Origin of the sequence: Krasilnikoviella flava, from assembly GCF_900167525.1 — a bacterium.
Taxonomy (GTDB): Bacteria; Actinomycetota; Actinomycetes; order Actinomycetales; family Cellulomonadaceae; genus Isoptericola; species Isoptericola flavus.
This window is the reverse complement of sequence record NZ_FUZQ01000008.1, coordinates 153,185-175,102: the sequence shown is the minus strand read 5'-3', so window position 1 is coordinate 175,102 and position 21,918 is coordinate 153,185. Positions and strand designations below refer to the sequence as shown.

The following is a 21,918-nucleotide window of genomic DNA, read 5'->3' as shown; positions in this document are numbered from 1 at the left end:
CTGCCGGGCGGCCCACCGCCGTCGTACGGAACCGAGAGGGAAGCCTGAGATGACCACGACCACCGCCGCGCCGCCGGGCGGACGCGCGGCCCGCGCCGCGGCCCCGTCCGCCCGCGCCACCGGTCCGAGCACGTCCGGCCGGCGCCGGCTCGCCCCGTGGGGCTTCCTCGCCCCGGCCATCGTGCTGTTCGTCCTGTTCCTCGCGCTGCCGATCGGGTACGCGCTCTACCTGTCCTTCCGCACGGAGAAGGTGAGCGGCCTGGGCCTGGGCTCGGGCTCCCGCACCGAGGTGTGGGCGGGGCTGTCGAACTACGCGGCCGCGCTGGGCGACCCGGAGTTCCTCGCGTCGGTGGGCCGCGTCGCCCTGTACGGGGTGATCGTGGTGCCGACCATGCTCGGCCTCGCGCTGCTGTTCGCGCTGCTGCTGGACTCGCGCCGGGCGCGGGCGCGCACGTTCTCGCGCACCTCGATCTTCCTGCCCTACGCGGTGCCGGCCGTGATCTCGTCCCTGCTGTGGGGCTTCCTCTACCTGCCCGGCGTCAGCCCGTTCTACGACCTCTTCGAGCGGTTCGGCTGGGACGTGCCGTCGCTGTTCGACGGCGACCTGGTGATGTTCGCCGTCGCGAACATCGCCGTCTGGGGCGGCACGGGCTTCAACATGATCGTGATCTACACGGCGCTGAAGTCGGTGCCGTCGGAGCTGTACGAGGCGGCGGAGCTGGATGGCGCGTCGCAGGTGGCGGTGGCCCTGCGGATCAAGATCCCGATCGTCACGCCGTCGATCATCATGACGGCCGTCTTCTCGATGATCGCGACGCTCCAGGTCTTCGCGGAGCCCACCACGCTGCGCCCGCTGAGCAACGCCATCTCGACCACCTGGACGCCGCTGATGAAGGTGTACCGCGACGCGTTCACGCGAGGCGACCTGTACTCGGCCGCCGCGACGTCGGTGATCATCGCCCTGGCGACGTTCGTGCTCTCGTTCGGCTTCCTGCGCCTCGTGCAGAGCCGCGCCTTCGCATCGGAGAAGTGACCATGACGACGCTGACCAGCCCGCTGCCCGCCGACGTCCCGGCGGCGCGCGTCGACGCACGCCGCCCTGCCGGAAGGGCGCGCCGGCACTGGCGCGGCGCCGGCGAACGACCGTCCCCCGTGGCCACGGCCGTGCTGCTGCTGGGCGCCCTGTACTGCCTGCTGCCCGTGGTGTGGGTGGTGGTGGCCTCGACGAAGTCGGGGGCCGAGCTGTTCGCGAGCTTCACCTTCGCGCCGTCCACGCACCTGGCGGACAACGTGGCCGACCTCTCCGCGTACCGCGACGGGCTGTTCTGGCGGTGGATGGTCAACACCGCCCTATATGCGGGCGTCGGCGCGATCCTGTCCACACTGGTGTCCGCGATGGCCGGGTACGGCCTGGCGAAGTACACGTTCGCCGGCAAGAACGCCGTGTTCAACGTGCTGCTCGCCGGCGTGCTCGTCCCCGCCGTCGTCCTCGCGATCCCGCAGTACCTGCTGCTGGCCGAGCTCGACCTCACCAACACGTACTGGTCGGTGCTGCTGCCCAGCATCATCAGCCCGTACGGCATCTACCTCGCTCGGATCTATGCCGCGGCCGCCGTGCCCGACGAGGTGGTCGAGGCGGCCCGGACGGACGGCGCGAGCGAGACCCGCACCTTCTTCCAGGTGGCCGTGCCGATGCTGGTGCCCGGCCTCGTGACGGTGTTCCTGTTCCAGTTCGTCGCGATCTGGAACAACTTCATGCTGCCGTACATCATGCTCGGCGACGACAAGCTGTTCCCGATCACCGTGGGGCTGTCCGGCCTCCTCAACCAGGGCGCCAGCCAGCCGGCCATGTACACGCTCGTGATCACCGGGGCGCTGCTGTCGATCCTTCCGCTCGTCGCGCTGTTCTTCGTGCTCCAGCGGTTCTGGCAGGTGGACCTCGCCGCCGGCGCGGTGAAGTCGTGACCCGTCCCCGCGCAGCAGGTGTCAATACACTCACGGGCGTGGAAGGAACGGGTGGGCACGGGGCCGACGACGGCCGGGCGAAGCGCCCCACGATCCGCGAGGTCGCGGCCGTGGCGGGGGTGTCCCGGGGCACCGTCTCGCGGGTCATCAACGGTGGGCACTGGGTGTCACCCGACGCGCGTACCGCGGTCGAGGAGGCGATCCGCGCCACGGGGTACCGCGCGAACCCGCACGCCCGCTCGCTGGTGACGGGCCGGGCGAACTCGGTCGCGTTCCTCCTCACGGAGGAGCAGCACCTGCTGTTCGAGGACCCCAACTTCTCGCTGCTGCTGCGGGGAGCCACGCATGCCGCCGCCGAGCGGGAGATGCCGATGGTGCTGCTGGTCGCCGGCACGGCCGAGGAGCGCCGGCGGGTGGCGCAGTACCTGGAGGCCGGGCACGTGGACGGGGTGCTGCTCATCAGCTCCCACCGCGGCAACCCGATGATGGGCGAGCTGCTGCGGCACGAGATCCCCACCGTCGCGTGCGGCGTGCCGCTCGGGTACGAGGGCAAGGTCGGGTACGTCGCGGCCGACGACCGGTCCGGCGGGCGCGCGATGACGCAGCACCTGTGGGACACCGGCCGGCGGCGCATTGCCACCATCACCGGCCCGATGGACACCCCGGGCGGCGTCCTGCGGCTGGAGGGCTACCGCGAGGTGCTGGGAGACGCCTACGACCCCGAGCTCGTGGCGCGCGGCGACTACTCGCGCGAGAGCGGCCGCCTCGCCATGACCGAGCTGCTCGAGCGACGGCCCGACGTCGACGCCGTGTTCGTGCACTCCGACCTCATGGCCGCCGGGGCGCTGGTCGCACTGCAGGCCGCGGGCCGCAGCGTGCCCGGCGACGTCGCCGTCGGTGGCTTCGACGACTCCGGGGTCGCCGCGCAGCTGCACCCGCCGCTCACCACGATGCGGCAGCCGTACGAGCGCATCAGCGCCGAGATGGTGCGGCTGCTGCTCGAGGTCGTCGACGGTCAGGAGCCGGCCGCCATCACGCTGCCCACCTCGCTCGTGGTGCGCGAGTCGGCCTGAATGCCGGACCCGCCGTCCTCCGCAGCGGGGTACGACGGCGGGGCCGCGCGTACCTCGGCAGCCAGCCGCTCCAGCAGCAGTGCCGGCTCCACGTCTGCAGAGGGCTCCACGTCGTCGGGCACGACGACGCCCACGACGACGAGCGCACCCTCCACGACGGTGGCGAGGGTCGTCGTCCGGCGCGCCACCCCTGCGGCGTCCCGATGGTGCGCCACCAGGCCGAAGTATCCGGGACCCCCCGCGTCGAACGGCTCGTCGCGTGCCTCGAACCGCTCCTGCTCCGACGGCTGGTGACCGACGTAGGCGACCGAGAGCAGCTCCTCGTCCGCGAACGGGTCGGGGAAGACCTTGCTCGGTTCCGCCTCGAAGAGCTGCTGCGGCGCCTCGAGCGCGTCCCGACGCAGGGCCTCGGGGTGCCGGGCGCCCTCGAGGGTCGCGTACGACGGTCCGTCGGGGGCACTGACGTAGGTGAGCACGTCGACCCCGTCCACCCGGCTTCCCGCGAGGGCGTCGGTCGTCCGCATCCGGAGGTGGAAGGTGTCGTCCCGCCAGTACCCCTGGGTACCCACCGGGCCGCTGGCGTAGAACAGCAGGTCCAGACCCGGGACCCGGCTCGCGTCGAGGGCCCACCCGGGCGTGTTCCATCGGGAGACTGCCGACGGCTCCACCGCCAGCTCCACGGCGTCGTGCCCGGGGAAATCGTCGGCCGTGAGCGCCCACGGTTCGGGGGTCCAGCGTTGGGCGCGGTTGAACTGCCAGTCGCTGCGGAGGTCCTCGGCCAGAGCCCGACCGCCCCCGAACCAGAGGAGCGCGCCCGTGACGAGGAGCCCGATCACCAGCCCCGGGGTGACCCTGGGGTTGGCGAAGACGCGTTTCAGGACGGTGCTCATCGATCTCCTTCGCTGGGCCGGGACATGTCGTCGAAAGACGACCGGAACTGAGTGGCTAGCGGCACGGACGTGGCGGCGTCCATGCCCTCGGCGCGCCGCATCGCCTCGTCGAGCGGGAGGCCGACGTCGAGGTCGTGTGCGAGGACGAGGTCGTGCATCGTCGTCGCGTACCGGACGTACGTCTGGGCGCCGACAGCGCCGACCTCGTCCTGTACCTCGGCGATCGGGCCGTCCGTGTCGAGGAACTCCATGCCCTTGGTCGCCGCCGTGGCGGCCACCGCCTCCACGGTGCTGCGGCCGAGGGTGCCGAGCCCCATCGCGTCGCCGGTCAGGGAGATGACGGCCGCACGGGTCTCGACCTCGTCGTAGGCGGCAGCGAGCGTCTCCGCCTGCATCGCCCCGGTGACCGCACCGACCCCGCCGAGAGTCTGTTCCACGAGGTGGTAGCGCGGGGCGGTGTCGACGTCGTACACGCCCGACGTCGCGACCTCGGCCATCGACGCCGCGTAGCGCTCGGTGGTACCCAGCCAGGCCTGCGCGGCCTCGGGGGAGCGCGACGTCGCGGCGATGACGTCGCGCAGCGCGAAAGCGTCGAGCTCCGGCTGGGGGACCTCCGTGCGCCGCCCGGTACCCGCGGCGAGGCTGTCGTCCGGGTCGATCCCGGGTGCCGGGACGGGTTGCGCCGATCCGCCGGCGGACGACTGCTCCCGCGTCGCGTCCCCCACCGACGGCAGGTAAGCCTCGTAGGCGCGGGCGACGTCGGCGCTCGCGCGGTCGTCAAGGGTCGGGCCGGAGAGCAGCCCGGACGCCATCGCCGGCGTGGCGTGCGAGACCAGCACCGCGGCGCACTGCTGGTCGGCGCGGTCAGGAGAGGCCGTCCCCTCTTCGACGGCCGCGACGAGTGCGCCGGCGGCGGCCCGGCCGTCGTCGGGCCAGCCGCCGCGGGGGACCCACCCGAACCACCGGCGGGTGCTGCGGGCGACCTGGTCGTCGGCCGTCGGGGCGAGCCGGTCGAGCGCGAGCCGGGGGTGGCGCGCGTAGCCCGCCAGCACCGCCGCGGCGAGCGGGGCCGTGATCGTGGCGTCGGTGAGCGCGTCGCCCGCGCGGCCAGGCGCTACCTCGGGGCCGTCGCCGTTCGCCTCCTCGTCGGTGCGGGCCCACCATCGCGCGTCGAGCGCGTCCCCGGCGGCGGCGTGCGCCGCCGCCGGGAGGTCGGCGGGCAGGAGCGCCGCGGCGAGCCAGGACCGCTCGCTCAGCCCGAGCGGCCAGCTGCCGACACCCGTGACGACCTCCCGCCCGTACTCCCTCAGCTCCGGGTCCGACGCCGTCCGTGCCCAGTCCTCCGCCCCCTGCCTCAGCGCCGCCTGGAGCTCCGGGGGGACGGGCGGGCTCGGGTCGAGATAGCTCGGCCCGATCGCCAGGTAGAGGTCCTCCGGCGTGGCCCGGTCCCAGAAGACGGCCCAGAAGGCGGGGTCGCCGGCGCGCGCGGTCAGGAGACGGCGGACGTCGGCGCGCAGCTCCCGACGGGTCGCTTCGTCCCCGCCCGACGCGGCGCGCGGCAGCAGGGCGACGGCGTGGCGCGCGGCCGTCCCGGAGGCCTCGAGGCCGGTCGGGTCGGCTCCGGCGGCCGCGACCGCACGCATCGCACGGACGTCCGCGAGCGAGGCCAGCGCGGCCGCGGCCTGCCGCGACGCCTCGTCCTTCCCGTCCCGGGCGGCACGCCAGCGCGCCTCTGCCGCCGCGACGTCCGCGCGCGCCGCGGCCAGCTCCCGCTCGGCGGCGGCGAGCCGCAGGTGTGCGTGCCCAGGATCGCCGGGCAGCGTCGCGGCCCCGGGCCACGCCACACCCGACCACGCCACCCCCGACCAGGCGGTACCCGGTGCCGAGGCTGTCGCGGCACCACCGGCCAAGGCGACGTTCCACGTGGAACGACGCGCCTCGTCCGCCTCCGCCTGCCAGCGGACCTCGCGGGCGACGGCCTCCGCGCGGTCCGTGAGGGCGCTCGCGGCCGCCGCCTGGACCTCTCTGAGCGCGCTCGCGTGGCGACGCAGGGTCGCAGCCGCCGCCTCGAGCATGCCGCCGCTCGCCCGGGCGTCGTCGGCCGCCATCGTGAGCCGCTCGCGCGCCCGGTCGACCGCCGCGCTGCGCTGGCCGTCGAGCGCCGCGCGGACCCGCAGCAGCTGCGTGCGGGAGTCCGTGAGCCGCACCGCGGCACGGATCGCGCCGTCGGCAGCGTCGACCAGGGCAGGCGGGCTGCCGACCAACGGACAGAGCTCGACGTCAGGGCCGCCGCCGCGCGGCACAGCGAGCCTCATGCGTCGTCCCCCGTCCGGGGGCCGCCGAGCACCGCGGCCAGGTCGTGCGTCGTCCCACGCTCCGCGCCGTCGAAGACCTCGGCGGCGCGGGAGAGCCCGGCCCCGAGGGACCCGAGCTCGCCCACCAGCCACTCGTGCGTGGTGCGCCACGCCGCGGCGAGATCTTCCAGGGCGGCCGACAGGCAGGCGTCGCCGCTCGCAGCCGGCGCCGCCGCCGAGGCCAGCACGCCGCGGGGGAGGTCGGCGAGCGACGAAGCGGCGCCGCGCAGGTCTGCGCCCGTCGTCGCGAGGGTCGTGGTGTCGAGGTCGAGCTGAGCCATCCCGTCCTGTCCTGGTCCGTCGTCGTCGGTTCCGTCCGTGGGTGCGCCGGAGCGCGGGCACGACGGTAACGACGGTGGCGAAGGGCGGACCGAAGTTATCCACAGGGCTCCGGCGGAAAGGCGCGACGACGGTGTGCACGGGCATGGGCGCAGGCACGGGCACGGTCAGTCCCACCAGACGCGAAACCAGGACTCGCCGGCCTGGTCGCCGAGCGAGCCGTCGGGAGGGCACCCGCCCCACCAGGGCGTGACCTCGTCCGGCGGTGCGTGCATGTCGTCGACGCCGAGGTCGGCCAGGGCCCGCACGACGTCCGCGCACTCGCACGCAGGACCGTGCCGCCGGTCGACCTGCAGCGCGCGGTCGGCGCGGAGCAGCACGCCGGTCACGCTGATCCGCTCGTCGCACCGCAGGGGCCCGACGACGTAGCCCTGCGCCCGCACGCGGTCCGGGTGGCGCACGACCGCCCGGAGGACCGTACCGAGCGTCGGGCCCAGGTTCTGCCGCTCGGTCGCGAGCCGGTCCTCGTCCAGGCGCTCCAGCAGGCCGGCGGCGGTGCGCTCGTCGAGGGCGGCGAACGGGTAGTAGCCCGGCGTCGCACTGCCGCCGAGCGCGGGCTCGAGCAGCACGTCGAGGCCGTCGTCGAGCAGCCATCCGTGGCGCCCGGGACACTCCCGGCCGAGGCCGCCGGCGTCGTGACGGGACCGGGGCGCGCCCGCCAGCTCCCGCTCGCGGGTCCAGGCGGTGCGCAGGTCGACGAGGTCGGGCGGGGTGAACCGCGCGGCGGGCAGGGCCGGGTCGGGCGCTGAGGGCGGGGGCATCGTCACCACGGGCATCGCGGGCTCCTTCGGTCCGGGTACGGCGCCCCGAGCAGGGCGTCCGTGACCGATCCTGGCGACGGGAGCGCGGACGTGGGGCCGCGTGGCGGCGGTCTGTGGACGACGGTCTTCTGGGGGCAGGCTCCCGGGCCCGAGGTGACGCGCCGCCGTCGTGCCTGGTCAGGACCGATGAATTCCGGGGTGGTGCGACGTCGGAACCCCGGAGCAGGATGGACCCACCCAGACGGCCACGGAGGCCCCACGATGAGCGAGCTCACCACCCACACCCTGGACGTGCCCGGCGCCGTCCTCACCTATGACGTGCGCCGCACCGCCGGACCGAGCGATCACCCGCCGCTGTTCGTGCTGGGTTCGCCGATGGCGGCGTCGGGCTTCGCCCAGCTGCTCGAGCGGATCGACGACCGCACCGTCGTCGCCTACGACCCGCGCGGGGCGGAGCGGAGCGTGCTCGCCGCCGACGGCGAGGTGTCGGTGGAGATCCACGCCGACGACTTCCACCGGGTGGTTCAGGCGGCCCGTGCGGAGATCGGCGACGGACCGGTCGACGTCTTCGCTTCGAGCGGCGGGGCCGTCAACGTGCTCCCGTGGATCGTGGCGCACCCCGACGAGCTCGGCACCGTCGTGGCCCACGAGCCGCCGCTGTGGGCGCTGCTGGAGGACCGCGACGTGCAGCGCAAGGTCACGCAGGACATCGTGGAGACGTACCGGCGCGAGGGGTTCGGCCCGGCGATGGCGAAGTTCATCCAGGTGTCCATGCAGGACGCGCCGCTCACCGAGGAGTACCTGGCGCAGCCCGCGCCGGACCCGACGGCGTTCGGGCTGCCCACCGAGGACGACGGTTCCCGGGGCGACCTGCTGCTCGACGGCAACATGGCCTCGCTGCCATGGTTCGAGCCGGACCTCGACGCACTCCGCCGCACCACCGTGCGGCTGGTGCCTGCCGTCGGAGAGAAGGGCCCCGGCACGATGCCGCGCCGCGGGGGCGAGGCGCTGGCCGCGGCGCTCGGCGTCGAGCCCGTCACCTTCCCCGGCGACCACGGCGGCTTCGAGGCCAGCGACTGGTCGCCCGACAACGACCCGAGCGCGTTCGCGGCACGGCTGCGGGAGGTGCTGGCGGGCTGACCGCGCCGGCGGGGAGCTCCGTCAGACCCGGCCCCACGCGTCCCGGCCGATCCGTTCCAGGCCGGCGATGCCGGCGGGGGCGTACTCGAGGTACCGCGCCACGGCGGCGCGTACCTCGGGTCGCGCGGTCTCCTCGGGTGGCACCCGGGCGGGGTTGAGCAGCACGGAGTGGGCCCATGCGGCGACGTCGGGGTCGGACATGAACGTTGCCGCCGCCCGGGCGCCGCGGCCCTGCAGCGCGGCCCAGTCGGCGGGGGTGCTCCAGTACGGGGTCGGCGGGCAGAGGCGGTTCTTCTCCTCGTCCGGGCGGTCGTGCCAGGTGCCCTCGACGAAGCCGACCAGGGCTGCGCAGAACGGTGGGAACCCGGCCCGGACCGACTGCAGGGTGATCCGCTCACCCCAGATCGGCAGCGCCGGGCGCAGGTGCAGGCCGTACGCCGCGCAGTGCACCACGACCGCGCCGTGGGGCACCGCGACGTCTCCGTCGTCGAGCACCAGCCGTCCGGGCGAGACGCGGCGCAGGTGGCCGGCGCGCACGACGCGGTCGACCGACCGCAGCAGCTCGAGCTCCCACCGGCCGAGCGTCGGTGTGCGGGCCATGGTCGGCACGACGGCCGGGTCGATCCGCGTCATGACGCCCGCGTCCTCGAGGCTCAGGAAGAGGTCGTCCGCCGACGAGGCGACGCAGGCCGCGGCCATGAGCGTCCCCGCCATGCCGAGGAAGACCGCCGGGTCCGGCTGCACCACCGAGCGGTCGAGCATCCACGGGTCCCGTGGACGCACCCAGTGGATCGCCTCGGGGTCCACGCCGCGCCCGAGCAGCCAGACGACGGCGTCCGTCGCGGTCTTGCCCGACCCCACGACGACGAAGTCCGCGGCGTCGCCTACGTCCGGCAGGGCGCCGACCGGGACGACGCGCGCGCCGTCGTCGACGTCGAACGGCGGCGGCGTCAGCGCGGGGATCGACGGTGCGAGGTAGCGCGCGTCGACCACCCGACGCCGTACGCGGGTCTCGACCGCCCGTCCTGTGGCGAGATCGACGACGCTCCCGTCGCGGTACTCGTGCCCACCGAACAGCTCCACGCGCCCGGTCGGCAGCAGGCGCTCGGCGAGCACCTTCGCGTAGTAGGAGCAGATCTCGGGTCCGGTGGCGCGCTCGTGCAGCCCTTGCTCCGGGCCGGACTCCTGCACTCGCCCCGTGCCGAGGCGCGTGGACGCGACGCCGTAGAACTGCGACGCCTGGTGCAGCCGTACGAAGGGGTACGCGTCCAGCCAGTGCCCGCCCGCGGCGTCGCGCCGGTCGACGAGCGTCGCGTGCGCGGTCGGGTCGTGGTCGACCAGCGCGTCGACGAACGCCATCCCGGCCGCCCCGGCGCCGACGACCAGGTAGTCGGTGTCGACCGTGCGGGTCATATCTCCAGTGACCCACCGGTGTCAGGGCGGGTCAACGGTCGGCGGGGGTGATTCAGCGGTGCCCCGGGCGACGCAGGGCCAGGCAGGACGCAGGCCAGGCAGGTCGACCGGTCCGGTCAGTCCTCGCGCTCCTGGGTGACGGTGCCGTCCTGGGTGCCGACCCGGAAGTCGACCTCGGCGCCGTCCACCAGCACGGTGACCGACCACTGGAACCGGCCGTCGTCCTCGTCCAGCTCCGCGTCGTCGAGGTCGCCGCCCGACGTCGCGACCGTGCGTTCGATGGCCTGGGTGATCGAGAACTTCGCGTCGGCGATGGCCTGGCGGTCGTCGGCGTCGAGGTCGTCGTCCCGCGTGCCCACCACCTCGGTGCCGTCGGCGCTGACCTCGACCTCGACGCTGATCTTCCCGGTCGCGACGCCGATCTCCCAGGTGTTGTCACGGTCGGGGTCGTCGATGGCGAAGGCGGTGCCGCCGGCCTTCTTCTCCGCGGTGGCGATCGCCAGCAGACCGGCGGCCGTGCGGTGCTCCGGCACGGCGGACGCGCTCGGCGACGCGCCGTCGTCCGTCGCGCCGCTGGTCGCCGGGTCGTCGGTGGACGTCGTGGTCCCGCCCGCGGGCGCGGCGCCGTCGCCGGAGTCGTCGGCGCAGGCGGTGAGCACGAGGCCGAGGGTCAGGGCGAGCGCGACAGGGACGGCGGTGCGGCGTGCGGTGCGGTTGCTCATGACGACGATCCTCCGGACGGTCGGTGACCCGCGGATGAGGCGTGGATGTGAAGATCCTCATCTGCCGGCCCGACGACCGCGACCGCGGGCTCCTCGGACGACCCGTGACCCACCTCTTGCGGTTGACGCGGCGTCAACCTCTACCGTCGACAACATGAACCGCTCCATCCAGGACGTCGCCCGGCTCGCCGGCATCAGCAGCCGCACCCTGCGGCACTACGACCAGATCGGTCTGCTGGCGCCGTCGGGCACCGGGCCAGGCGGGCTGCGGCAGTACGACGACGCCCGGGTTCGGCGCCTGCAGCGCATCCTGCTGCTGCGCGACCTGGGCCTGCCGCTGACCGACATCGGCCGGGTGCTCGACGAGCAGGCGGACGAGGCCGGCGCGCTGCGCCTCCACCTCGACCAGCTGCGCGCCGAGCAGGACCGCCTGGCGCGGCAGGTGGCGTCCGTGGAGCGGACCGTGACCGCGATCGAGAAGGGAGAACGGCTCATGGCCGAGGACATGCTCGACGGCTTCGACCACACGCAGCACGAGGAGGAGGTGACCGAGCGCTGGGGCGCCGACGCGTACGCGCGGAGCGACGCCTGGTGGCGCGGGCTGGGGCCCGAGGGCCAGAAGGAGTGGCAGGCCCGCACGAAGGAGCTCGGCGAGGCCTGGGGCGAGGCCGCGCGCCGCGGCGTCGACCCGACGTCCGAGGAGGCGCAGGCGCTCGCCGCCCGGCACGCGGCCTGGCTGGGCGGCATCCCCGGCACGCCGGGGTCCGAGCAGGGACGGCCGACGAAGGAGTACGTCGTCGGCCTGGCCGAGATGTACGTGGCCGACCCGCGGTTCGCGAAGAACTACGGCGGCACCGAGGGCGCGACGGTCGTGCGCGACGCCCTCGTCGCCTACGCCGAGCGCGAGCTCTGACAACTCGCGGGCCAGGGGACTTGTCAGAGCCTGGAAGGCCCATACCCCGACCTGGCTCTGACAACTCGGCGGGTGGGAGGATGCGCGGGTGAGCGACGACTGGGCGGCGCAGCGCACCGAGGCCGCGCGCGTGCAGGCGGAGCGCCTGCGGGCGCGGCAGGACGTCGAGCACGAGGAGGCGGAGGCGCTGCTGCGCGACTTCGTCCGGGCCGCGGCGGCTGCCGGGCTGGAGCCCGAGCCGCTGCAGGTCAAGGGGTACGGCGGCCGCGGGACCGCGCGCACGTCGCTGCGCGGCTGGTACCTGCGGCAGGACCGCACGGCAGGCGTCACGACCGACGGCACGTTCTACGTGCTCACCGCCCCGCTCACGCTGGTCGACCGGGTGCGCGGGGCGCGCGTGGCACCGCAGCGTCCGCCGATGATCCTGGGCGCCGGCGGCAAGGACGGCAGCTCCATCGAGCTCGTCGCCGCGCTGGAGCGGCTGCTCCCCGGCTGGCGGAACACCGCGACGTAGCGGTTCCTGCTCGTCCCCCGACGGGACGGCGAGCGGGCGCTACGTCAGCGCCTCGGCCACGGGCCCGGCGACCTCCGGCAGGGCGAGATACCCCGCCCAGCCGCCGTCGAGCCGGTACGCGGCGGCGTGGGAGCCGGGCGCCCGGTTGGTCACGCGCAGGGCCTCGACCCCCGGTGATCCTGTCGGCAGCGGGAAGGCGGCGGGGGTGAGGTCGTGCAGCGCGAGCAGGTCACGCGGGTCGCGGGGGCTCACCCAGCGGGCCACCTGTGCGGGGAACCTCAGCGGTGCCCGCGCATGCAGCGCCGCGAGGACCGCGCGGATGCCGAGCGGCGAGCCCGGCGTGAGCAGCAGCGGCACGTCGGGGCCGGCGTTCCGCCCGGCCAGCACCGGGTACGCCACCACGCTGCCCAGGGAGTGGGCGACGACGACGGCGGGCTCGTCGCCGGCCAGCGCGTCGTCCAGGCCCGCCTCGACCACGCGCCGGACGGCGTCGTCGTGCAGGACGGCGTACACGTCGCGGGTGAGCGTGAGCAGGACGGCGGCGCTCACGCCCGGCACGTACCGGTCCACGAGGGCAAGGGCCGCCACGAGCGCCTCGACGAGGGCGTCGCCCACCACGCCCTCCGCCTCCACGGGCGGGGGCACCGGCCCGACGTCGGGCCGGTGCCCGGTGGCCGCCAGCACGTCGCGCGCGACGTCGAGCACGAACTGCACCTCGCCGTCGGGCAGGGCACCCGCGAGCCGGGGGAGCGCGGCCGGGTCGGCACCCCGCGCGTGCACCGTCACCGGCGGCGGCGTGCCGCCGTCGACCAACCGCTCCAGGGTGTCGCCGTAGTAGACGAACGACGCGTCGGCGTCCGTGGGCCGCAGCGTGGAGCCCGCCGCGGCGAGCCCCGCCCCCAGCGCGCCGAGCCACTCCGCCTCGAGCGCCTCCGGGTCGCGTCCGTCGAGGTCACGGCCGTGGACGAGCACCAGTCGGGTCACGCGGGCGACGGTACCGCCACCGGGGCGGGCGCGCGTGGCACGCTGGCCTCGTGGGAGACAGCACGCGGGACATCGAGGACGTCGCAGCCCTGGTCGCCGAGGTCGAGCAGCAGGAGCGGGAGCTCGTGCTCACCCGGTTCACGCACGACGACGCGTGGCAGCTGGGCTGCCTGCTGGTCGAGCTGGCCGCCGAGCGCGGGCTGGGGGTGACCGTCGACGTCCGCAAGGGGCCGCAGCAGGTGTTCCACGCCGCGCGCGAGGGCACGAGCCCTGACAACGACTCGTGGGTGGCGCGCAAGGTGCGCGTCGTGGAGCGGTTCGGCGCGTCGTCGTACCTCACCGGCCTGCGCGCCCGCGCGAAGGGCAAGGACTTCAACACCAAGCACCAGCTGCCGCTGCAGGAGTACGCCGCGCACGGCGGCGCGTTCCCCGTGCGGGTGGAGGGCGTGGGGATCGTCGGCGTCGTCACCGTGTCCGGGCTGGCGCAGGCCGACGACCACGCGCTCGTCGTGGAGGCGCTGCGCATCCACGACGCCGGCAGCGCCTGACCGCCCCCTACGGTGGCCCCGTGACCGCACTGCTCCTGACGAACGCCCGCCTCGCCGGCCGCCCCGACCGGCCCCTGGACGTCCTGCTCGACGGCGGCCGCGTCGCGGCCGTGGTCCCGGCGGGCGCCCCGGCCACGGTGCCCGTCTCGACCCTCCCCGAGCAGGTCGACGTGGACGGCCGCACCGTGGTGCCGGGCCTGTGGGACGCGCACACCCACCTCACGCAGTGGGCGATGGTGCGCCAGCGGCTCGACGTGTCCGCGGCGACGAGCGCCGCGCACGCCGCCGCCCTGGTGCGCGACCGGCTGGACCTGGCCGCGCCGCCCACCGGGGGCACGCCGCTCGTGGGCTACGGGTTCCGGTGGGCCACCTGGCCGGACGACCCGACCGCCGCCGCGCTCGACGCCGTCGCCGGTGACGTCCCCGTGGTGCTGCTGTCCGGCGACCTGCACAGCGCGTGGGCGTCGACGGCGGGCCTGCGCTTCCTCGGCATCGCGGAGCACCCCACCGGGCTGCTGCGCGAGGAGGAGTGGATGCCCGCCAGCCCGCGCATCGTCACGGTGGACGACGCCGTGGCCGACGCCCTGGTGGTGGACGCGGCCCGTGCCGCCGCCGCGCGCGGCGTCGTCGGCGTCGTCGACTTCGAGGTGGCCGACAACCTGTCCGCCTGGCGCCGCCGGGTGGCGGGCGGCTGGGACGGCCTGCGGGTGCGCACCGGCGTGTGGGAGCAGCACCTGGGGGCGGTGCTCGACGCCGGGCTGCGCGACGGCGACCCGGTCGGGGACCCGGCGGGCTCCGACCTGGTCACGCAGGGGCCGCTCAAGGTGATCAGCGACGGGTCGCTCAACACGCTCACGGCGTTCTGCTTCGACGCGTACGCCGGCATCGCCGGCCCGGACGCGCACGGCATCCTCAACATCGCGACCGACCAGCTCGCGCCCCTCATGGCCCGTGCGCACGCCGCGGGGCTGCGCTGCGCGATCCACGCCATCGGCGACCGCGCCAACGCCCTCGCCCTGGACGCGTTCGAGGCCTCCGGCGCGCGCGGCTCCGTGGAGCACGCGCAGCTCCTGCGGCGCGAGGAGGTGGCGCGCTTCGCCGCACTGGGAGTGACGGCGAGCGTGCAGCCCGAGCACGCGATGGACGACCGCGACGTCGCCGAGGAGCTGTGGCCGGGACGCACCGCCCGCGCGTTCCCGCTGGCCGAGCTGCGCGCCGCGGGGGTGCCGCTGGCCCTCGGCTCGGACGCGCCCGTCGCGCCGCTCGACCCGTGGACGGCGCTCGCCGCGGCCGTCACCCGGTCGCGCGACGGCCGGGACCCGTGGCACCCCGAGCAGCGGATCGACGTGCGCGCCGCGCTCGAGGCCTCCGTCGACGGCCGCTCGCTCGACCTCGCCGTCGGGGGGCCCGCCGACCTGGCCCTGCTCGACGTCGACCCGCTCGCCGTCGAGGACGAGCGGGTCGACGTGGTCGAGCGGGCGGCCGAGCTGCGCGCGACGCCCGTCGCCGGCACCCTGGTCGCGGGCCGGTGGACGCACTACGCGCTCGGTGGCTGAGCCTGTCGAAACCTCGTCCTGGGTTTCGACAGGCTCTCACCGCGAGGGTTCAGCCGCGCAGCTCGGCGATCTCCGCGAGCAGTGCGTCGCGCTGCTCGGCGTCGTCGACATGCTTCGTCACGACGCGCTCCAGCCGGTCCCAGTCCTCGCGGGCGAGGGCGGAGAACAGCTGCTGCGCCTGACCGGTGGACAGGTCCAGCTCGGCGAGCCGGGCGAGCAGCCCCGGGGTGGGCTCCGGGTCGGCCTGCTCCTGCGCCGCCTTCCACCCGATGAACGCGCCGGGGCGGTTGGTGATCATGCCCTCGACGCCGAGGTCGGTGAACCGCGTCCAGTCGGCGGCGGAGTCGACCGTCCACACGAAGACGCCGACGCCGGCGGCGTTGAGGTCGCGGGCGACGGACGGCCGCGTCGCGAGGGCGGAGCCGGACGGGTTGTAGTACGTGGCGTGCAGGCGTTCGGCCGTGGCGACGGGGTCGGCGTCCAGGGTGCCGCGCAGCAGGCCGAGCGGGATCTGCGGCGCCCGCTCGTAGGCGTACTCCAGGGCCTTCTCGTCGAACGACTGCAGCACCACGCGGTCCTCCAGCCCGGCCTCGAGGATCATGTCGACCGTGCGGCGCACCTCCTCGCGGGTCTCGGGTCCCTTGATCTCCAGCAGCAGGTCGGAGCTGCCGGTGCCCATGAGGTCGAGCACCTGCGCGAACGTGGGTACCCGCTCCCCGGCGAACGCCGGGCTGAACCAGGAGCCCGCGTCGATCGAGCCGACGTACGACGACGACAGCAGCGCGACGTCGCCGGTGCCGTCGGTGGTGCGGTCCACGGTCTGGTCGTGCAGGACGACGGGGACACCGTCGGCCGTGGTGTGGACGTCGATCTCGACGTACTCGGCGCCGGCCTTCATCGCCGCGGAGTACGCGGCGAGCGAGTTCTCCGGGTTGACCGCCGAGTAGCCGCGGTGGGCGGCCGTCACGGGCAGGTCGCCGGGCTCGTTGACCACCGGCTTCGGGTCGATCTCCGTGACGACGACGTCGTCGATGCTGACCCGCGCGCCGTCCGCGGAGAAGCCCAGGACGCCGTCGTCGGTGCGGCCGATGCGCCCCTCGAGCACCTCCTGGCCGTCGTAGACCCACGTGGCGTGGTTGCCCTGCACCTCGACCGCGATGCGCACGTCCTTCCCGACGCCCGCGTCCGACGGCGCCGCCGCGGTGGACGGCACGTTCCACGTGCTCCCCGTGGTGCGCTCGGCCAGCTCGAGCCCGTTGCTCGCCGTCGTCGTCGAGCGCATGGCGGCCTGCCACCAGGGCGTCGACCCCGAGGGGTCGATGTCGAGGATCGGCGCGAGCCAGCGGGCGGAGTTGTTCACCGCCTCGAAGCGGACTGTCGCCTCCAGCCGGTAGTTCTCCAGGTGCGGGCCGAACGTCACGCGCCCGATGGCGGCCGGCTCGCCAACCAGGCGGCCGTCCCGCACGGCCCAGTCGCCGGCCGCGGCGGCCCAACCCGCGGGCAGGGCGCCGTCGGCGACGCCGTCGAAGTCCTGGGAGTACGCGACGTCGCCGGGCTCGGCGGGCAGGGGAGCGGCGGTCGCTACGGGCGGCGCGACGACGGTCGCGGCGAGCGACGCGACGGACACCCCGGTGGCGACGGCGAAGGCAAGGGTCGCGGAGACGGTGCGCGTCCCCGGCGGTGCGAGCAGGGTGCGGCGGCGGGCGGACGGTGCGGACGGTGACGACATGGCGTTCCTCCTGGCGGTGGCGGGTGTCCCCGGGACGCTAGGAACGCCGGATGACCGTCCAGGGGTGCGGCGGATGGCGCGTCGATGACGGCCCGACGAACATCCGGTGCCGGTGCGAGACTGCCGGGATGACCCATCGCGCGGACGCCGCCGAGGCACGGCTGCGGGCCCGGCTGGCCGGCGTCGAGGCCCGGCGAGCTGCGCAGCGGCGCGCCGTCGAGGGCATCGTCGAGTCGGCCCGCGACTCCAACGCCGACGACGAGCACGACCCGGAGGGCACGACCCTCGCGTGGGAGCGGCAGCAGGCGGCGGCGCTCGAGGCCGAGGCCGAGCGGGAGCGCGACGAGCTGCTCGCGGCGCTCGGCCGCGTGGCCGCCGGCACCTACGGCCTGTGCGAGGTGTGCGGCCTGCCCATCCCCGACGCGCGGCTGGAGGTGCGGCCCGCCGCCACGCGCTGCGTGGAGCACGCGGGCTGACGCCCTCGACGTCCCGCTCCGGCCGCCGGACCCGAGAAGGAATCCTCGGTGAACAGGCGGTGCCTCGCCCTCAGCACAGGTGGCAGCATGGCGGCGTGCGGGTGCAGGCGGTGACGTTCGAGCGAGTGGTGGCGCACGTCGTCGAGCGATTCCTGGGCGACGACGACGACGCACGGCCCGCGCGGGTGCTGGTCGACGGCCACCCGTCCACCCGGCCGGAGGCGCTCGCCGACGCGCTCGTCGAGCCGCTGCGCGCGGCGGGACGACCGGTGGCGCGGGTGCGCGTGCGGGACTTCCTGCGGCCCGCGTCGCTGCGGCTGGAGCGCGGGCGCCGGGACCCGGACGCGCTGCTGGAGGAGTGGATCGACGTCGGCGGGCTGAACCGCGAGGTGCTCACGGGCATCGTGCGCCGCGGGCGCTGGCTGCCGTCGCTGCGGGACCCGGCCACCGACCGCGCCACGCGCGCCGCCTACGTCGACGCGGCGCCCGGCACGGTCGTCGTGCTCGACGGGTCGCTCGCGCTCGGCCGCGGCCTCGACGTCGACCTCGCCGTGCACCTCGCGCTGCAGCCCGCGACGGAGACGCGGAACACGCCCCTCGACGAGGCGTGGACGCTCGCCGCCTACGGCCGCTACCGCCGCGAGGCGCAGCCCGAGCGGCGCGCCGACGTCGTCGCGCGCGTGGACCACCCCGACCGGCCGGCGCTGGTGCTGCCGGACTGAGCCGCCCCCCGTTCAGCCGCCCCCCGTTCAGCCGCCGATCGCGAACGACGCGGCGACCTCGAGCAGCCCGTCCGCCGGCACGACGCCGCGCACGCGGACCACGCCGAGCGGGAGGCCCGTGGGGTTCGCGTCCGCCACGGCGGTCTCGACCGTGCCGCCGGGCGGCAGCGGGAGCGTGAGCGTCGGCGACCCGGGCGCGTCCCAGCGCAGCCGGACCTCCCCGTCGGTCCCGGGCGGGACCCGGTGCACCTCGCGCAGCCACCGGTGGCCCAGGTCGTCGCGTGGCGGGGCGAGGAGCCCGGCGGGGGCGGCGCCGTCGGCCCGGACGCGCCCGTCGCCGTGGAACACCCACTCGACGACGGTGCCCTCGGGCGCGGTCACCGTGGTGACGTCGGACCAGCCGGCCGGCTCCAGGGCGAGCGCGCGACGCACGCGACCCGGGCCCCACGACGCCTCGGCGACCAGCCGGTCGTCGCCCGCCTCGACGAGCCGGCCCGCGAGGTCGGGCTGCGGCAGCCCGTCGAGGATCACGAGGTCGTGCGCGACGGGCGAGCGCATCCAGTCGGTGATCTCGGCGCCGTAGCCGCTGGTGCCGAGGTCGAGGCTCGACCAGCCGCCCGCCGTGCCGACGTCGACGGCGAGCCGGTCGTGGTGGTCGTGCCAGCCCGACGGCGGGCCGAACCGCATCGCGAGGCGCACGTCGTCCGAGCGGAGCACGCCGATGCCGGCGTGCGGCCACACGAAGGACCCGAGCGGGGGAGCGGGCACCGCCGCGACGTCGTCGGGCCCGAGGACGAGCGCCGCGACGCTGCCCCGGCCGGTCAGGGGCGCCGACGGGCCGTGCGTGTGCTGGTTGGCGAACCAGAGCTGCACGGGCGCGGTGCGCGGCTGCGCGTAGAACGGGGCGAGGGGGACAGGGTTCCCCGGCAGCAGCGCGGTGGCGGCCTCGGCCTGTTCGGCGAAGGTGCCGACGAAGCAGTCGGGCCAGCCGTCGGCGTACGCGGGGATGCGGCCGTCGTCGTAGGCGAGCGCCACCGGGGCCCGGACGGCGCGGGCGAGGCGGGCGGCGGCCTCGTCGGAGAGGCCGCCCGGACCCGTCGCCTCCGCGTACGAGAGCAGCGCGGTCACCGTGTAGTAGTGGTAGTGCGGGTTGACCTCGAACCACAGGCCCTCCGGGCCGAAGCCCTCCCGGGCCTGCGCCTCCGCGCCGAACTCGCCGTCCCGGCACTCGGCGAGCAGCGTGGCGTCGCCGGTGCGCACGGCGCACTCGGCGAGCGCGGCCAGCAGCCAGCAGTGGATGTTGTGGATCATCCCGAGCTGCGGGCGCAGCAGCGCCGCGACCTCCCCGGCCAGCCGGGTGGTGGCCGCGTGGACCTCCGGGCCCAGCGTGTCCCCGGCCCACCGTGCCGCGCGCAGCAGCCCCACCGCCCAGACCGCCTCGTCGAGGTTCTGCGGCTGCACCCGGCCCGTGCCGACGTTCACCCCGTGCGGGGCGTAGGAGGAGTAGTCGCGGGCGTAGGCCGTGAGGATCCCCGCGAGCCCGGCCGCCGCCTCCCGGGCCTCGGCCGGGTCGTCCGACAGCCGCGCCAGCAGCGCGGCCCGCTGCGCCTGTGCGGCGGCCGCGCCGTGCATCCGCGTGCGCCAGGCGCCGTCCCACGGCTCCCCGGAGTGCTCCCGCCCGCACGTCGGGCACCGGTGCCGGCGCGGGCTGCCGGCGTCGAACCGCAGCGGTGCGCCGTCGTCGCCGCAGAAGTAGTGGTGGGTCCACGCCGAGTCGGCGCCCGGCGGCGGTACGGCGAGACGGTCGCGCCAGTGGTCGTGGTCCACGCGGACGGCGTCCAGCACGGCCGCGGCCCACGGTGCGTCGTGCGTCCGCCGTCGCGCGGCCGCCCAGTCGGGGACCACCGGGCGGGGGGTCATCGGCGGGCCTCCTGCCGGTCGGCGTCGCGGTGGGCATCCAGGTCGGTGCGCGCGTCGGTGTCAAGGTCGGTGTGCAGGTCGACCCGGAGGCGGACGGGCCGGTCGGCCGGGACGTCGCGCGCGACGTACCGCAGCCACCAGGTGTCCTCGTCGGGCTCACGACCGTCGTGCTCGACGGCGACCAGCTCGGCGTCGCCGGTCACGACGGCGTCCAGCCCGGGCACCCGCCACCTGCGGGAGGTGAACGCGCCGGCGCCGGCGCCGGGGGCGCGGACCTGGAACGTGAGGTCGACGTCCCCCCGGTCGTGGCGCGCGCACGACAGGCTCAGCGACGGGCCGTCGGCCCGCGCGTCCACGGCGAGGTCGCTCACGAGCCGGGCCCAGCCGACGTCGTCGCCGGCTCCCGGGCGGCCGGCGTGCCAGTGGACGGTGGCCGGGTGGAACTGGTCGCCCAGGTGGCCGCGCACCCCGCCGACGTCCTCGGCGCCGACGAGCAGCCGCTCGCCCACCCACCAGGTCGCGGTGCGCCGGGGGGCGCGGGCGATCACCTGCGCCGCCTGCCGTGGGCCGCGGAACCCGTCGAGGAGCGGCTGCGCGTCGGCGGGGACCTCGGCGCCGAGCAGGGCGACGAGCGGGCCGAGGGCGAGGTCCCACGCGTGCCGGAAGGGGCGGTCGGTCGCGGGGAAGGGCGCGGCGTCGGGCCCGGCGGCGAGCCAGATCCACAGCCCGACGCCCGACGCGTAGCGCCGCAGGTCCATGCCGTAGCTGCGGTCGTACGGGCCCGCGAGGTTGCGCAGGCCCGCGTGGTAGTGCGCGGCGGTGTCCCGCCAGAGGGCCGCCTCCAGCTCGGTGCCGCCCGCTCTCAGCAGCGGCAGGCGCGCGTACCGGCGCCACAGTGCGAGGGCGACCAGGTCGATGCCGTAGTACGTGGGGGAGCAGTACTCGTCGAAGGCCCCGTCGACGCGGAATCGCTCGAGCACCTGCTCCGCGAGGTCGGCCGCCGCCGCCTCCCACGCGGGCTCGCCGAGCCGGGTCGCGGCGTCCTGCAGCAGGAACGACCTCAGGAGCGCGATGTTCGTGTAGCTCGGGTCGACGTCGCGCGCGAGCGTCCCCTCGACGGCGCGGCGCAGCGCGGCGTCGACGCGACCCCGCAGGTCGTCGTCCAGGGCCTCGGGGAACTCGGTCGCGATCACCACCAGGGTGGTCCCGACGAACTCGCGCCAGTTCGGGTCGTAGTCGCGCCACTCCACGGACGCGGCGGTGGGCGCCTCCTCGTGCGGGCTGCGCAACCAGGTGCCGTGGAACCGGGTGCCGGGCGCGTCGATCTGGTGGTCCAGCACGCGGCCGAGGGCGTGCCGCGCGCGGTCCGCGTCGGGCTCGGCGCCGTCGGCGTCGTCGCGCATCAGCAGGCCGAGGGCGTACCAGGCGGTCTCGCGGACCAGGTGGCCGGCCGGGGCGTGCTCGTCGCCGACGGGGTCCGGCGCCCGGAGCAGCCCGGCGGCCGGGTCCCACCGGCCGTCCATCCACTCCAGGGAGCGCGTCGTGAGGTCGCGGGCGTGCCGGGTCAGCCGGTCGGGTCGCATGGCCGACCACCCTAGGGACGCGCGCCGGGCAGGGAAAGCGCCTGCCCGGCGCGTCCTCCGTCGTGCCCAGTACTGCAGCCGTAGATCGTGACCCTGACCCCTCCCGGCATGCTTGGACCGGGGTCGGGAAGGTCGCGGCGCGCGACCTCGCCGCGAGGATGCCCCCACGGCGTGGCAGAACTACTGCGCGGGAGAAGGGTCCGAGGGCCGCCGCTGCTACTCATCGGCCCTGAACGGCATCGAGGCAGAACCCGAGCCCACCGCGGTGGAGGACCTGGGCGGGAAGCAGATGCGGCTGGTGCGCCGCAACGAGGCC

General features: G+C 75.6%; 20 protein-coding genes. 10 read left to right on the top strand and 10 right to left on the bottom strand.

The genetic code is table 11. The features are described from left to right. Positions 1–49 precede the first annotated feature (49 nt). From B5Y66_RS20685 to B5Y66_RS20675, 3 genes are read left to right on the top strand one after another with little or no spacing between them, the layout of a single operon-like run. Positions 50–1,033: a carbohydrate ABC transporter permease gene (locus B5Y66_RS20685; protein ID WP_079576506.1), complete on the top strand. Its 984-nt coding sequence runs from the start codon at positions 50–52 to the stop codon at positions 1,031–1,033. A 2-nt stretch (positions 1,034–1,035) separates the two neighbouring features. Then, positions 1,036–1,965, top strand: coding sequence for a carbohydrate ABC transporter permease (locus tag B5Y66_RS20680; RefSeq protein WP_079576505.1), 930 nt, complete (start codon positions 1,036–1,038; stop codon positions 1,963–1,965). A 38-nt stretch (positions 1,966–2,003) separates the two neighbouring features. After that, positions 2,004–3,038, top strand: coding sequence for a LacI family DNA-binding transcriptional regulator (locus tag B5Y66_RS20675; RefSeq protein ID WP_079576504.1), 1,035 nt, complete (start codon positions 2,004–2,006; stop codon positions 3,036–3,038). Here B5Y66_RS20675 and B5Y66_RS20670 read toward each other — a convergent pair. The 4 genes from B5Y66_RS20670 to B5Y66_RS20655 form a co-directional block, all read right to left on the bottom strand. Next, positions 2,981–3,928 carry a hypothetical protein gene (locus B5Y66_RS20670; RefSeq protein WP_079576503.1) on the bottom strand — a complete coding sequence of 316 codons (948 nt, stop codon included), beginning with the start codon at positions 3,926–3,928 and terminating at the stop codon, positions 2,981–2,983. The two genes, B5Y66_RS20675 and B5Y66_RS20670, sit on opposite strands and share 58 nt — an antisense overlap. After that, on the bottom strand, positions 3,925–6,243 hold the full coding sequence (locus B5Y66_RS20665; RefSeq protein ID WP_139821019.1) for a hypothetical protein: 2,319 nt from the start codon (positions 6,241–6,243) through the stop codon (positions 3,925–3,927). Before B5Y66_RS20665 ends, B5Y66_RS20670 begins: the two co-directional genes overlap by 4 nt. Continuing rightward, entirely contained in the window at positions 6,240–6,563 is a 324-nt protein-coding gene (locus B5Y66_RS20660; RefSeq protein ID WP_079576501.1) for a hypothetical protein, read from the bottom strand. Before B5Y66_RS20660 ends, B5Y66_RS20665 begins: the two co-directional genes overlap by 4 nt. Positions 6,564–6,728: 165 nt before the next feature. Beyond that, positions 6,729–7,397, bottom strand: coding sequence for a hypothetical protein (locus tag B5Y66_RS20655; protein ID WP_079576500.1), 669 nt, complete (start codon positions 7,395–7,397; stop codon positions 6,729–6,731). Between the two features lie 246 nt (positions 7,398–7,643). Here B5Y66_RS20655 and B5Y66_RS20650 point away from each other — a divergent pair, with 246 nt between their 5' ends. Beyond that, entirely contained in the window at positions 7,644–8,522 is an 879-nt protein-coding gene (locus tag B5Y66_RS20650; RefSeq protein WP_079576499.1) for an alpha/beta fold hydrolase, read from the top strand. Positions 8,523–8,543: 21 nt separating this feature from the next. Here the strand turns inward: B5Y66_RS20650 and B5Y66_RS20645 are convergent, their stop codons facing one another. Both B5Y66_RS20645 and B5Y66_RS20640 read right to left on the bottom strand, forming a co-directional pair. Next, positions 8,544–9,935, bottom strand: coding sequence for a pyridine nucleotide-disulfide oxidoreductase (locus tag B5Y66_RS20645; RefSeq protein ID WP_079576498.1), 1,392 nt, complete (start codon positions 9,933–9,935; stop codon positions 8,544–8,546). Positions 9,936–10,051: 116 nt separating this feature from the next. Then, the gene (locus B5Y66_RS20640) at positions 10,052–10,657 is read right to left on the bottom strand and encodes a hypothetical protein (protein ID WP_079576497.1); all 606 of its coding nucleotides are present in this window, start codon (positions 10,655–10,657) and stop codon (positions 10,052–10,054) included. 154 nt (positions 10,658–10,811) lie between these two features. On the opposite strand from B5Y66_RS20640, the gene B5Y66_RS20635 reads away from it, so the two are divergent. Beyond that, positions 10,812–11,570 carry a MerR family transcriptional regulator gene (locus B5Y66_RS20635; RefSeq protein ID WP_079576496.1) on the top strand — a complete coding sequence of 253 codons (759 nt, stop codon included), beginning with the start codon at positions 10,812–10,814 and terminating at the stop codon, positions 11,568–11,570. Between the two features lie 88 nt (positions 11,571–11,658). Next, entirely contained in the window at positions 11,659–12,084 is a 426-nt protein-coding gene (locus B5Y66_RS20630; protein WP_079576495.1) for a hypothetical protein, read from the top strand. A 39-nt stretch (positions 12,085–12,123) separates the two neighbouring features. Here B5Y66_RS20630 and B5Y66_RS20625 read toward each other — a convergent pair whose 3' ends face one another. Beyond that, positions 12,124–13,068 (bottom strand): hypothetical protein, encoded by a 945-nt coding sequence (locus tag B5Y66_RS20625; protein ID WP_079576494.1) that lies wholly within the window; start codon positions 13,066–13,068, stop codon positions 12,124–12,126. A gap of 50 nt (positions 13,069–13,118) precedes the next feature. On the opposite strand from B5Y66_RS20625, the gene B5Y66_RS20620 reads away from it, so the two are divergent. Both B5Y66_RS20620 and B5Y66_RS20615 read left to right on the top strand, forming a co-directional pair. Further along, the gene (locus B5Y66_RS20620; protein ID WP_245807266.1) at positions 13,119–13,616 is read left to right on the top strand and encodes a heme-degrading domain-containing protein; all 498 of its coding nucleotides are present in this window, start codon (positions 13,119–13,121) and stop codon (positions 13,614–13,616) included. A 20-nt stretch (positions 13,617–13,636) separates the two neighbouring features. Next, positions 13,637–15,172 (top strand): amidohydrolase, encoded by a 1,536-nt coding sequence (locus tag B5Y66_RS20615; protein ID WP_079576493.1) that lies wholly within the window; start codon positions 13,637–13,639, stop codon positions 15,170–15,172. A gap of 49 nt (positions 15,173–15,221) precedes the next feature. Here the strand turns inward: B5Y66_RS20615 and B5Y66_RS20610 are convergent, their stop codons facing one another. Then, on the bottom strand, positions 15,222–16,901 hold the full coding sequence (locus B5Y66_RS20610; protein WP_079576492.1) for a glycerophosphodiester phosphodiesterase: 1,680 nt from the start codon (positions 16,899–16,901) through the stop codon (positions 15,222–15,224). A 128-nt stretch (positions 16,902–17,029) separates the two neighbouring features. Here B5Y66_RS20610 and B5Y66_RS20605 point away from each other — a divergent pair, with 128 nt between their 5' ends. Next, positions 17,030–17,377: a TraR/DksA family transcriptional regulator gene (locus B5Y66_RS20605; protein WP_079576491.1), complete on the top strand. Its 348-nt coding sequence runs from the start codon at positions 17,030–17,032 to the stop codon at positions 17,375–17,377. A 95-nt stretch (positions 17,378–17,472) separates the two neighbouring features. Continuing rightward, positions 17,473–18,099 carry a nucleoside/nucleotide kinase family protein gene (locus B5Y66_RS20600; protein ID WP_139821018.1) on the top strand — a complete coding sequence of 209 codons (627 nt, stop codon included), beginning with the start codon at positions 17,473–17,475 and terminating at the stop codon, positions 18,097–18,099. A 27-nt stretch (positions 18,100–18,126) separates the two neighbouring features. Here B5Y66_RS20600 and B5Y66_RS20595 read toward each other — a convergent pair whose 3' ends face one another. Both B5Y66_RS20595 and B5Y66_RS20590 read right to left on the bottom strand, forming a co-directional pair. Then, positions 18,127–20,019 carry a heparinase II/III domain-containing protein gene (locus B5Y66_RS20595; protein WP_079576490.1) on the bottom strand — a complete coding sequence of 631 codons (1,893 nt, stop codon included), beginning with the start codon at positions 20,017–20,019 and terminating at the stop codon, positions 18,127–18,129. Beyond that, positions 20,016–21,602, bottom strand: a complete 1,587-nt coding sequence (locus B5Y66_RS20590) for a hypothetical protein (protein ID WP_079576489.1) — start codon at positions 21,600–21,602, stop codon at positions 20,016–20,018. The genes B5Y66_RS20595 and B5Y66_RS20590 overlap by 4 nt, the downstream gene beginning before the upstream one ends. Positions 21,603–21,918 lie beyond the last annotated feature (316 nt).